This window comes from Streptococcus sp. CF7_Ac1-8 (assembly GCF_024295435.1).
Lineage (GTDB): Bacteria > Bacillota > Bacilli > Lactobacillales > Streptococcaceae > Streptococcus > Streptococcus mitis_AP.
The window spans coordinates 1-12821 of the sequence record NZ_JANCPI010000002.1 but is presented as its reverse complement, the minus strand read 5'-3'; the positions used below and the strand labels follow the sequence as shown (position 1 = coordinate 12821).

General features: G+C 43.6%; 8 protein-coding genes. 1 reads left to right on the top strand and 7 read right to left on the bottom strand.

Translation table 11 applies throughout. The features are described 5' to 3' along the window. Positions 1-29: 29 nt before the first annotated feature. The 6 genes from NMM26_RS01065 to NMM26_RS01040 form a co-directional block, all read right to left on the bottom strand. Positions 30-953, bottom strand: a complete 924-nt coding sequence (locus tag NMM26_RS01065) for a carbohydrate ABC transporter permease (RefSeq protein WP_254753614.1) — start codon at positions 951-953, stop codon at positions 30-32. A 13-nt stretch (positions 954-966) separates the two neighbouring features. After that, on the bottom strand, positions 967-1896 hold the full coding sequence (locus tag NMM26_RS01060; RefSeq protein ID WP_001032150.1) for a sugar ABC transporter permease: 930 nt from the start codon (positions 1894-1896) through the stop codon (positions 967-969). Positions 1897-2106: 210 nt separating this feature from the next. Continuing rightward, positions 2107-3987, bottom strand: a complete 1881-nt coding sequence (locus tag NMM26_RS01055; RefSeq protein WP_254753613.1) for a beta-N-acetylhexosaminidase — start codon at positions 3985-3987, stop codon at positions 2107-2109. After that, entirely contained in the window at positions 3981-4850 is an 870-nt protein-coding gene (locus NMM26_RS01050; RefSeq protein WP_254753671.1) for an ROK family protein, read from the bottom strand. Before NMM26_RS01050 ends, NMM26_RS01055 begins: the two co-directional genes overlap by 7 nt. Positions 4851-4933: 83 nt before the next feature. After that, positions 4934-7579 carry an alpha-mannosidase gene (locus NMM26_RS01045; protein WP_254753612.1) on the bottom strand — a complete coding sequence of 882 codons (2646 nt, stop codon included), beginning with the start codon at positions 7577-7579 and terminating at the stop codon, positions 4934-4936. A gap of 210 nt (positions 7580-7789) precedes the next feature. Then, on the bottom strand, positions 7790-9070 hold the full coding sequence (locus NMM26_RS01040) for a glycoside hydrolase family 125 protein (RefSeq protein ID WP_254753611.1): 1281 nt from the start codon (positions 9068-9070) through the stop codon (positions 7790-7792). Positions 9071-9240: 170 nt separating this feature from the next. Between NMM26_RS01040 and NMM26_RS01035 the strand changes: the two genes are divergently transcribed. After that, the gene (locus NMM26_RS01035; RefSeq protein WP_254753610.1) at positions 9241-11337 is read left to right on the top strand and encodes a GH92 family glycosyl hydrolase; all 2097 of its coding nucleotides are present in this window, start codon (positions 9241-9243) and stop codon (positions 11335-11337) included. Between the two features lie 113 nt (positions 11338-11450). Here NMM26_RS01035 and NMM26_RS01030 read toward each other — a convergent pair. Next, positions 11451-12821, bottom strand: a 1371-nt coding sequence (locus NMM26_RS01030; protein WP_254753609.1) for an LPXTG cell wall anchor domain-containing protein, incomplete at its 5' end; no start/stop codon positions are given.

Genomic DNA, 12821 nt, shown 5'->3' with positions numbered 1-12821 from the left:
AAATGAGAAATGATTTTTCTCAACAAGCACTATTCTTTCACGCCACCGATAGTCAAACCTTTTACAAAGTAGCGTTGGAAGAATGGATACAAAATCGCGATTGGGAGGGTTTCCACCACAACCATGGCCATACGTCCTGTTTCTTTCGGTAGAGCAACTCCCAGTTGACCAGATAGGCCGACTGCTTTGGCGATGTAGTCCATATTTTGCTGGATTTGCATGAGCAAATATTGCAATGGATACAAGTTGTCACTCTTGATATAAAGAAGGGCGTTGAACCAGTCATTCCAGAAACCAAGAGCTGTTAAGAGCGTAATGGTTGCGATACCTGGTAGTGACAATGGTAAACAGATTTGGAAGAAGATCCGGGCCTCACTAGCACCATCGATACGAGCGGATTCTAGAATGGCTTCTGGAATGGTCTTCTTGAAGAAGGAACGCATCAAGATGATGTTAAATGGTGAGAGAAGCATTGGAACAATCAAGGCCCAAACTGTATCACCAAGTTGAAGTAAACGAGTTACCACGATATAGCCCGGTACCAAACCAGCATTGAACAACATACTAAGAAGGGCAAAGATTGTAAAGAATCTGCGATACTTAAAGGTTGTCCGTGAGATAGCGTAGGCATAGGTTGTTGTGATAAAAACGTTTGTGATAGTCCCCACCACTGTTACAAAGACTGAGATGAAGAGGGCTTGGAGGATTTTATCCTTAAACTGTGCCAAAAATTCAAAACCGTCTAATCCAAATTGAGATGGGAAGAAGCTATATCCATTTTGGAGGATACTCTTTTCATCTGTCACCGAAATAACGATAACGAATACAAAGGGTAGGATACAAGAGAGGGCAACCAAACCAGAAATGGTACTAAAGAAGATATCTGCTTTCTTACTGAAGGAGTGAATGCCGACATTATCAATTTTTTCTTTTTTAATTTTCTTTTCTGCCATATTCTCCTCCTTTCTAGAACAAGGCTGAGTTTGGATCAACTCGTCTTGCAAGTAAGTTTGATAGGATAACCAGAATCAAGCCGACAACTGATTGGTAGAGACCTGCTGCTGAAGCCATCCCGATATCCGCTGTCTGAGTCAAACCGTTATAAACATATACGTCCAAGACGTTGGTTACATTATAAAGCTGACCAGCATTGTGAGGGATTTGGTAGAAGAGACCAAAGTCTGCACGGAAGATGTTTCCGACTGCAAGGATGGTCAATACAGTTACCAATGGTGTCAACTGCGGAATGGTTACATTGCGAATTCGTTGCCATTTGCTAGCCCCATCCACTGTCGCTGCTTCGTAGTAGGTTGGATCAATTCCCATGATTGTCGCATAGTACATGACACTGCTATATCCAAAGCCTTTCCAAATACCAAGGAAAAGTAGGAGATAAGGCCAAATACCCAAGTCAGCGTAGAAATTGATTTCCTTCATTCCGATAGATTCTAGGAAATGGTTGAACACACCTTTATCGATGTTTAGGAAAGCATCTGTAAAGAAACTGATGATAACCCAAGACAAGAAGTAAGGGAACAACATGGAAGTTTGGAAGATCTTAACCATTCTCTTAGAACGAAGTTCACTGAGGATGATGGCAATCCCTACTGATACAATCAAGCCAATAAAGATAAAGCCGAGATTGTAGAGGACAGTATTTCGTGTGATAATAAAGGCGTCTTTTGAACTAAACAAGAATCTGAAATTATCGAGTCCGACCCATTTACTATTCATGATACTATCTATGAAACCATTACTGGTCATGTGGTAATCTTTAAAGGCAACCACGTTCCCAAATACTGGAATGTAGAAGAATAGAATCAACCAGAGTGCCCCTGGCAAAACCATCAAGAGAAAAATCCAGTTATCTCTCAAGGTTTTTGAAAACTTATTCATAATTTCCTCCCTTTTTTATTTTGATACCCATCTAAAAATTCCTTTTTAGAATTTTGATAACGATTACATTATTAGTATACTCCTATTTGTAGGTTAGGTTAAACTACTAATTATAGAAAAAACTCCACAAATTATTTTATGTGGAGTACTTTTGAAGAAAGGGATGTTTCACGAGAAACACTCTGAGTAATAGCACGGTGTTCTTGTTCCTTATGTCGTGTAGATGGTTGAAGCTGTCGCAATGGTATGCCACTGGTTGGCTGTTGTGGCTGCGAAGTCCTTGTCTGCGTAGAAGTCAGTAAATGGCAGAATTTCCACTTCTAACTCATCGATGCGGTCCAGCTGACCAGCCAGATAAGCTTCGATACGGCTTTCTGCTCGCTTAATGCGTTGCAAGAGTCCGCCCATGCGGATATCGACCGTATCCAAGCCAAAGACCTTGTTTTCTTTCAGCCATTGGTGGCTAAATAGGGCATGGAAGTCTTCAATCTGGCTTCTGAGTTCTGGTAATTCTTGTCTTGCGATTTCTTGCAGACTTTCTTTATCGCCCACTTGGTAAGCCTGACGAATGCGTCGTCCCACATCGACTTTGCTACTTAAAATCTGGTTCAACTGGGTCTGAGTTTCAAAGAGGTAGGCATAGTTGCCAGCTTTTTCTTTAATGGCAGCAAGCGTCTCAGCAGCCTGAGCGAAGTGCGGTTTGTCCTGTTCAGGTGTCATGTGTCGGTCAAGAATCGGACAGAGAATATCCTGATAAAAGACATAGCGGTTGGGATTGATACCACTGAGATTGCCTGGTAGGTCTGGTAAGAGGTTAGCTAGGTCAATCTGCATGAAATCTTCAACTGATAGACCTGTGTTGGCCTTGAAGTGTGCAGACAAACGGTCTAGGTCATTACGATAGCTAAGTTCTGCCCAGATTTGCAAGCTTGGTAGGATAGAAAACTGGGCGGTCTCACCACCATTGTCCCCCCAGCCCGTCACGATAACTTCTTTGATCTGATTGGCACGACAGGCTTTATTCGCTTCAAGAGCTATGAGACGGCTGAAATGGTTGTTGGGTGTGAAACCAATCCACTTCCAAGCTCCTCCTGCAAAGGCAAGGTCATGGCTAATCTTATGATGGTTACGGAAATTGCGATTGTATTTTTCCTCGTTATCCTGATAATAGTCCCAGTAAACCATAGTCACTCTGTTTTTGAGACGGTCTAGGTAGACACGAGTTTCCTCTGGAATTTCCACATCACGGTCGTACTGGCCATCTGCTGACATAAGTTTAAAGAACATATCGCTCCACATCTGGCAGTGGAAACCATATTTGTCAGCAATATCCAGCACGCGCTCCAAGTGTTGGCACATGAGGAGACTACGATCCACAACACCGTTCAATATCAAGTAACGTCCCAAGCCAACCAAGTGGGCTTCGTCCATTCCGATATTGACCTTACGTGTTTGCAGCTTAGACAAAGTAGCAAACATGCCATCAATCAGGTTATAAACCTTTTCTTCGCCAATGAGGAGAATGTCCTCCACATCACGGAGCTCCTGCACTTCCTTGACACCCCATTTGACAAAGGCTGACAAGTGGGCCAAGGTCTGGATGCAGGGTACAAAGGTCATGTCAAACTGCTGGGCATAGGCTTCAATTTCCTGCAACTCCTCTGCTGAATAAGCTCCACGGAAATAGCCAAAGTAAGGCTGCCCCTCAATCTGGTAGGTGTCTTCCATGTAAAGCTCAAAGGTTGAGTAGCCCATGAGAGCCAAAACCTCAATCATCTGCTTGGCAGAAGCCACATTCAGCACTGCATTTCGCGAACAGTCTGCCATATAAGCCAAATCTTCATAAGCTGCTTGTTCTTCAATCTCTACCTTGTCACCTTCTGCTAGAGCTGTTGCCAACAAGGATAAGGCACGGTAGAGTTGGTGGGATTTGCGGTAGGTCAATTGATAGTAACCACCCTCACCCTTGATAGAGATAGAAACTTGGTCAGACTGATCGACTGCTACCTCTACATCTGGCAAAGAAATATGATTTTTTAATACTTCAATAGCTTTCGCTTGTTTGGGACTAATTCCTGTAAATCTTACCATTGATTTTCCTCCTGTAACCAGTTGACAAGGGCACCATAGAGATTGGCATCTGCATGATAGGTGCAGGCTTGGATAACTGGTGCGACTGTGTATTCTTCGTAGGTTTCGACAAAGTCATCGACAGCTTTTTTGACACCTTGGATAAATTCGGGATTTTGACTGATAGAGCCACCCAGACTGATGACATCTGGATCAATGAGATACTGGATATTGAGCAAGCCTTGCGCTAGATTGCGGTTCATGCGCTCAATGGCTTCTTGGCAAAGGGCATTACCAGCTGCAGCCTCTTGGTAGATCTTGCGACCGTCCCAGTCAGTCTGACCAGATTTTTCAATCACGTAGCGTACCATATTCCCAGTTGACGCTAGTTGCGACCAGTTGTTGAGCTTTTCAGCAGGGGCAAGGGTGGTCATGTAGCCAAATTCTCCACCCAGACCGTGGCGACCTCGATGAAGTCTACCATTGATAATCATGGCTCCGCCAATCCCTGTCCCAATCACGACACAGGCTGCATTTTCAAGTTCTGGATGAGCCAGTAATTCACTGAGTCCAACGCAGTTGGCATCATTTTCCAGATGGACAGGAATCTGATAAGAGCTAAGCGCCTCATACCAAGAAAATCCGTGGATATAAGGCACGGCACTGAAGCCATCAATCACACCTGTCTCTTGATTGACCGCACCTGGAACGCTCATAGCAATCCCGCTATAATCCTGCTCTGACAAACGTTGATTTAGCCAAGCTAGTAAGTCCTCCAAGTTTTCTGGTGTTGGGATACTTGTCTTATTCAGTATTTTCCCATCAGGAGTCAGACTGGCAAACTTAATCCCAGTCCCTCCGATATCAATTGTTGCAATGGTCATTGTTTTTACCATAAAAAGGGGCGAATCAGCAGTTAGTTCTTACCTTTTCGCCCCTCCTTTCTTTTTATGTTTACTTTTTGAAATTAAATTTCTTCTTTTTTGATGAATTCTGTACGAATCTCTTGTGGTGAAATGAGGCCTCTATGAACTGGGTATGGTCGTTCAAGTAGGTCAAGGAAGAGATGTTGACTTTCTGGTACACGTACATTTTCACTACACATATTATAGTAACGAAGAACATAGCCTTCTTCATTTTCAGCTACCTTAAAGGCTGTTGGACAGATTTGCGGTATGCTGAGAACAGAATGGCTCAAGAGGCTACCAGTCGCAGCCACGCTTCCTTCCTGTCTAGCAAGCTGAAGGCTGGTAAATGGTGTCTGCAAGGCTTTAGCGCGACGGAAAGCTGAGAAGCGTTCTTGGGCTTGGTGGCACTCAAGCGCAAACTCGACTTCAAACTCACGCAAGCATTGGGCTTCTGGTGTTGGGAAGTAACCCCAGTCACCCAACTCACCTGATGCACGCAGAATCGTCACTGCAATGGTGTCGTCTCCAAGGATTTCGTATTCATTCAATCCCTTGTTAGATACAGTCACCCCTTTTTCATCATCATACAGGCTGACAAAGGCTTGTTGGTGTTGAGGATTTTCAGGATTTTCCCAAGAAGCAGCTGGTTTGTTTGGTCGTGTCACCACCTCATAGATGCTTTCAGAATCGTTGCTTGGACGTGTATTATGAGTCTTGACCAAGAGACGGATACGGTGGTCTTTGGCAGTGTTGGTAAAGCGAGTCTTGCAACGGATTTGTGGATTATCAACGAAGATAGTCATCTCAGTTTCAAGAGGAATGCTTGTCAATTCTTCTGAACGTCCAGCTTCACGCTTCATAAACTCGATGATGCCTTTTTGCTCTTCTTCTAGCTTTTCATCTGCACTGACAGGCACGGTCAATTCATGTTTGAGCAAAATCTTAGCGTAGCGAGCTGTGTTTTCCAAGACCTCGTAGCTCTTAAGTTCTGCATAGATTGGCTCTGTTCCTTTTGGTTGGAAATAGATATACTCGTTTCCAATATCACCACGGTCTTCGAAGCGGATAAAATCTTCATAGGCTTCGTGAGTTGTCTTGTCATAGACTGTGATATTGTCATCCACACTCACCGTTACAAATGGTGTATCAATCACCCCGTTTTGGTAAATACCATCACGATGTTCTTGCTCTCCTTCCAGCAATTGGAAGGTTGTCCAAGAGAGAGGTGCTAGATGAACAGGGATAGTCACGCGCACTTGGCGGGCGATACGAGCTTGGCGGAACTTGTCTTTTGGTAAATCGTACTCAAAATTAGCTCCGAGGTCTTCGATTTTAGCCTCTACAGGACGCCCATCCAAGTCCTCCACACGGTAACTTGGCAAGGTCAAAGCAGCCATCTTCTTATAACCTTCTGTTGGGTGCAATTCCTTGAAATCACAAGTCGCTACATCAATCACTGTGCTGACAGTATCAACCTTATCATGCAAGCCTGTGTTAATGACAGTAAAGAGATAGTCACTTTGAGCCTTAGCTGTAGCTATTTTGCCCTTCCACTCGTTAAGAAGATTGCTCTTAACAAAGTTTCCAACTTGGTGGACCTTGGCAAAACGAGTTTCCATCTCTCGGTGAACCTCGTCCACGCTACAGCCACAGATGCTATCATGCGGCGCATTCTGCAAAAGAGTTTTCCAAGCATAGGTCAACTGGTCCTTGTGGTTGTGGCCACCAGTTATAATAGTCAGTGGTTCTACAATTTGCTCTAGGAGGTTGCTATTTTCTTGGAAGGCTTGTTTGAGGTAAATGCGGGATGAAGAAGTGTTGGCAAGTGTGTACCAGCCATCTGTTTCCTGACTGGTCAGCTCACCTGTAACCGTTGATAACTGCTCTGGTAGGGCACTTTCCACGGCTTGAACATATTCATCAAAAGAACTATGAACAAAGGTTACATCTGGGAAGAGTTCATTTGCCACACGAATGGCTTCGCTCAGATTTTTCTGGACAGGCTGGTGGTCACAACCGTTCATCATCAACCATTGGTTGGTAGAAGCGTAGTCACGCACGTCTGCCAGTTTTTGTTTCCAGAAGGTCAAAGCCTCGTCTTTATCCACTGGAATTTCATTCCCATTACTGTACCAGTTGGCAAAGAGAATCCCGAGGACACGACTTCCGTCCGCACCCTGCCAGTACATTTCTGAAAACTGGGAAGTAAACTGCTCATCTTCGAGGACTTGGTTGTCAAATCCAATCGGCTTCACACCACGACCGAAAGCGGCCACGTGAATGCCTGATTTTTGAAGGATTTGAGGCGCTTGTCCCATATTTCCAAAGGTATCTGGGAAGTAACCAATCTGAGTGGATTTGCCCCACTTTGCAGCTTCCTGCTGACCAATCAAGGTATTGCGGACATTGGCTTCACTTGAAATCAAGTAATCATCCTGCAAGATATAGAAGGGACCAATTTTCAATTTTCCTTCGTCGATGTACTGTTGAACTTTGTCGCGATTTTCAGGACGAATCTCCAAGTAGTCATCAAGGACAATAGTTTGCCCGTCTAAATGGAAACTCTTGAACTCAGGGTCATTTTCAAAAAGATCAAAGAGATTGTCAAACAATTCCACCAACTGCATACGGTGGCTTTCAAAAGGCAAGTACCACTCACGGTCCCAGTGACTATGTGAGATAATATGTACAACAACATTTTCCATGAAGTAAAACCTCATTCTAAATTTAAATTTTTATTGTTAACGTTTTTGGATGTAAGATTTGCTCAATCAAATTCAACAAATCACCAACAGTTTAACTCTAAATATTTTATTTATCAAGAATTTAACTATGATTTGAGAGGAAATTTGAAAGAAGTATATATTTAGCTACTTTGTCTTGGTAAATTGGCTAAAAACAAGTAAAATCCTAGATTAACGGATATCCAAGTAATCCAATACCAATTCACAGAACATCATGTTGGCCCAAGAGAACCATTCACGAGAGTAGAGAGTTGGATCGTCCACGTGGAAGCTTTCATGCATGACACCTGTCCCCCCATCACAAGCAACCAGCTGATCCAGCAAGAATTTCTTCTCTGCTTTATCTGTCGTTGTCAAGCCTTGAATAGAAAGAGCGATGGGCCAGATATAGCGATAGAAGGTATGAGAACTGCCGAGACCGCTAGCGTATTCTCCTTGGTAGAAGTATGGATTTTCAGGGCTCAAAATGGTACAACGAGTTGCTTGATAGACTTCGTCGTCAATATCGCAGTAGCCCAGATAAGGCGCAGCCAACAAACTTGGTACGTTTGGATCATCCATGATGCTGGCATTTCCTAGACCATCCACTTCAAAGGCATAAATCTTTTCGCCCTTGCTGTTGCTTGTGTAGGCGTAGTTTTCGATGCCTTCTTGGATTTCATCCTGAAGACGCTTAGCGTCTGTGATAACACTCTGGCTATCAGCTAGATTTAATGCTGCGAAGATCTCTTGCACATAACCCAAGACTACTACAGCAAACATATTTGACGGAATCAAGTAACTATACTGACAACAGTCATCACTCGGACGAAAGGCTGACCAAGTCATACCTGTCACTGCAAAGTCAGGGCCAAATCCATCATTTACCAAGGTGTCTTCCTTACGGTCCGTATCTCGAACAAAACGATAAGGAGAGTTGTTATGGTCTTGTTCAACCGTCCAAAGATGGAGAATCTCCTTAGTCGCTGCGACAAAAGTCTCATCAAACTGGCTAGTCTCACCAGTCTCTTTCCAGAGGAGATAAGCCAACTGCAAAGGATAGCAAAGCGAATCCACCTCATACTTGCGTTCCCAAATCCAGCCATTGAGGTCGGTATGGTCGGTCTCGTGGTGTCCCTTCCAGTTTTCCTCAATGTTGAAGGAATTGGCATAAGGATCCTTGAGTACCAAGGTCATCTGACGTTTGACCAAACCTGCAATGGTCTGACGCAGGAGGGCATCCCTTTTAGCCACATGCAGGTAAGGTCTGAGTTGGGCTGTCGAATCCCGAAGCCACATAGCAGGAATATCCCCAGTCAAGACAAAAGTTGAACCGTCTTCGAGAATTTCAACCGTATTGTCCAAAGTGTCAGTGTAGCAACGCTCGAAAACATCCACCCACTCTGGATGGTCCTTAGCTCGCTCCGCTACTTCATCTAGCCATTCTCTAACAATTTCTTTTGAATAAATCATCGTGCAGTATCCTCTTTCAAACAAGTTTCATTTTCAGTATATAGCTTTTGAGGCAGAAAATACATACACAAATGATAGTCATTTTTCTACAAAATAGTTATCTTTGAAACTCCTTTTCTAAAGGCCCCATTTTTCTGATATAATGTAGAAAAACAGCTAAAGGAAAGACTATGAAACCACTACTTGAAAGCATCGATACCCGATTTGGAACTGCCAGCAAGCATGCCTTTTCTCGGGGAAATACCCTGCCATACACAGGCGTTCCTTTTGGGATGAATTACTTTGTACCCCAGACCAGTGACCAGGATGGATCTTGGTTTTTCGATCCACATCTGCCTATCTTTCAGGGGATTCGTTTAACCCACCAGCCCAGCCCTTGGATTGGAGACTACTCTTGGCTCCTTCTGACACCTGTCACAGGCCAGCTAGGCGGAGACAGCCTCTTCCATCGTCAGTCTTCTTATGACATAGATAAGGCCTCTTTCCAACCTCATTATTTGAAGATTTTCTCCCTGCGCTATCAGATTGAAAGCCAGCTTACACCGACTTGCTACGGTGCTTCTATTCGTTTGGAGCAAAAGCAAGGCAAATCCCTCTCCCTCTATCTTCACGCAGCAGATGAACTGACCGTAGAGCAAGTAGATAAGCGAACTCTTGCCCTGCAACAAGAAGGCAAAACTGAAACCAACAAAAATCCACTCACTATGTTCACTGCCCTACAAATGAATACGGATATTCTTGCTATCAGCCAAGAAGGCGAAGACTGGCGAATCGACCTGGCAGATAGCCATGCTGAGATTCAACTAGGGACTTCTTTCATCTCTCCTTCTCAAGCTCTAATCAATCTACCTCAAAAAGATTTTGATAACTGTAAAGCAAATGCGCAAGCGGACTGGGAAAATCTCCTCCATCGTTTTGACATTATAGAGACAGGAGAGGTTGACCGAACCTTATTTGACCACTGTCTCTACAGACTCTTCCTCTTTCCTCAGACTTTTTATGAGGTTAATGAATCAGGACAAGTCATCCACATTGATTTGTCCACTGACACTGTCAAACCTGGTGTCCTCTTCAGCAACAATGGTTTCTGGGATACCTTCCGCACCACCTTCCCCCTCTTTGCCCTTATCATACCAGAACACTACCACCGTTTTTTAGAAGGTTTTCTCAATAGCTACCGCGATACTGGTTTCCTTCCAAAATGGCTGGCCCCAGATGAACGGGGTATGATGCCAGGTACACTTTTAGACGGTATTATCGCAGATAGCGCCTGCAAGGACATGGCCCCCGACCTAGAAGAAGAACTCCTCCAAGCCATGCTTGAAACAGCTACCAAATCTGATCCTCTTGGCATCAATGGTCGTCACGGACTAGCTCAATACCAAGAACTAGGTTATCTCTCTACCGACCACCACGAAAGTGTTAGCCATACCCTAGACTATGCCTATAGCGATTTTTGTATCGCTCGCTGTGCTGAAAAACTAGGGCAAATAGAGATTGCTGAAACCTACAAGGCCGTATCACAAAATTACCGCCATCTATTTGACGCTGAGACAGGTTACATGCGAGCGCGTGACAACCAAGGCAACTTCCGCCCTGACTTCTCTCCTTATAGTTGGGGACGTGATTATGCCGAATGCTCTGCCATCCAAGCAACTTTAGGCGTCCTCCACGACATCCCAGGCTTAATCCAACTTATGGGTGGCAAAGAAGCCTTTAGCAACTATCTTTTGAAAACCTGTCAAGATGCTCCTCTCTTTGAGACAACAGGCTATGGTTACGAGATTCATGAAATGAGCGAAATGGCTACAGCTCCGTTTGGACAAGTCGCTATTTCCAACCAGCCGAGCTTCCACATTCCTTATCTCTTCCTCTACAGCGACTATCCTGACTACACTGCCCTTCTCATCAAGACTCTCCGTCAGAAAGCCTTTCACGCAAACTGGCAAGCCTATCCTGGTGATGAGGATAACGGTAGTCTCTCGGCTTGGTATATCTGGTCAGCTCTCGGATTTTATCCGACCTGTCCAGGAAAACCAAGCTATGACCTCGGAATTCCTCTCTTTGACCATCTCCGAGTCTATCTGGCTAAAGAAGATAAATGGCTGGATATCCATTCTAAACAAAACCACAGCCATTTCAACTTTGTAAAAGAATGCCGACTAGACAAAAAACTCGTATCAACTATTCAACACCAAGACCTCCTAAAAGCTGAACAGCTAACCTTTACCCTCAGCTGGTTGCCAAGTCATCCGTCCACTTTCTGAAATGCAAAAATCTCCTAGCAGACTTTACTGCTAGGAGATTTTCTTATGAGAGGTACTTGTTTAAGCTTTGAAAATCGGACTTATCATCTGATAATTATCCAACAATCTACCAATTAAGCTTCTTCGTCTTCTTTACGACGACGGCCTGCAAGACCAAGACCAAGTACTGCACTTGCGGCAGCTGCTACCATAGCTACAGTAGAATCTGCTGTACCTGTATTTGGCAATTCTTTAGCCGCTTTACGCGCATTTGCTTGTGCTGATGCTGTTTGACCAGCATTAGCTGCTGCTTGAGCAGTAGCTGGAGCTACAGCTGATGTTTGGGCAGCTTGGTCATTAGCTGGAGCTGCATGATCAGTTGATGAAGCAACTTTCGCCATGAAGTCTTCGATACGTTTAACCATTGCATCCACTTCTGCTTGACTTGCGTCTGCATTAGCAAATACTTTCTTAGCATCTGCTGATAATGCATTCGCTTCTTTTGCAGTTTCTGCATCAAGCTTAGCTGATTCTTTAATGATCAATTCATCTAATTGATGGATAGCACCTTCTAACTTAGCTTTATCCACTTTTGCGTCAGTGTTAGTAGCTCCGTTACCGTTACCACTGTTATTGTCTCCACCATTTGATGGTACATATGGACGTTGTTTAAAGATATCTTTAGCTACGATTGTGTAAACTTTACCATCTTTAGTAATTACAGTTGCGTTTCCTGCTTTGTCGAAGATAACTTCTACTACATCAGCATTTGCTCCTTTAATCTTAGCTTTTGCAGCTTCTTTTTCTGCATCTGTTAAGTTATTGAAGTCTGCTACTGTTTCTTTTTCGAAGTCAACGTTGATGTTTTCACCATTGTTCTTAGCTGCAACATCTTTAGCATCTTTAACTAATTGAGCTGCTGGAATTGTTGCTGTCTTACCTTCTGGAGTTGTTACTGTCGCATTTCCGTTTTCGTCTACTACTACAGTTGATCCTGGGTTGACTGCTTTAATTGATTCTTTAACTTTTTCAATTTCATCAGCTGTTAATTTAGCTTTATCTCCAACTAACACTCTAGTTGCTGGTGTGTTTACACCATTTTGTTGAGTTGGATCAGTTAATTTATCTTCTGGAATTACTAAGTCAAGTTCTGGGATTACTAATACTGTTCCATCACCTTTAGTAACGATTACATCACCTTTATCATTTACTACTACAGTTGATCCTGGGTTTACATCCTCTACTGCTTTCTTAACTTTTGCTTTTTCTTCATCTGTTAAGTTAGCTGGATCCTTAACTACTGTCTTAGTTGCTGGTGTGTTTGCACCATTTCCTGCATTTTCTTTACCTGCGTCTGATGCTGACTTAGTTAAGTCTGTTGCTGGAATTGTTGCTGTTTTACCTTCTGGTGTTGTGACTGTTGCGTTTCCTTTATCATCTACTACGACTTTAGATCCTGGGTTGACTGCTTTAACTTTGTCTTCGATCGCTTTTTTCTCAGCATC

Excerpts from the sequence above, each read along its gene's own strand:
- NMM26_RS01060 (WP_001032150.1), bottom strand. The coding sequence starts at position 1,896 with ATGAATAAGTTTTCAAAAACCTTGAGAGATAACTGGATTTTTCTCTTG.
- NMM26_RS01055 (WP_254753613.1), bottom strand. The coding sequence starts at position 3,987 with ATGGTAAGATTTACAGGAATTAGTCCCAAACAAGCGAAAGCTATTGAA.
- NMM26_RS01065 (WP_254753614.1), bottom strand. The coding sequence starts at position 953 with ATGGCAGAAAAGAAAATTAAAAAAGAAAAAATTGATAATGTCGGCATT.
- NMM26_RS01050 (WP_254753671.1), bottom strand. The coding sequence starts at position 4,850 with ATGACCATTGCAACAATTGATATCGGAGGGACTGGGATTAAGTTTGCC.
- NMM26_RS01035 (WP_254753610.1), top strand. The coding sequence starts at position 9,241 with ATGAAACCACTACTTGAAAGCATCGATACCCGATTTGGAACTGCCAGC.
- NMM26_RS01040 (WP_254753611.1), bottom strand. The coding sequence starts at position 9,070 with ATGATTTATTCAAAAGAAATTGTTAGAGAATGGCTAGATGAAGTAGCG.
- NMM26_RS01045 (WP_254753612.1), bottom strand. The coding sequence starts at position 7,579 with ATGGAAAATGTTGTTGTACATATTATCTCACATAGTCACTGGGACCGT.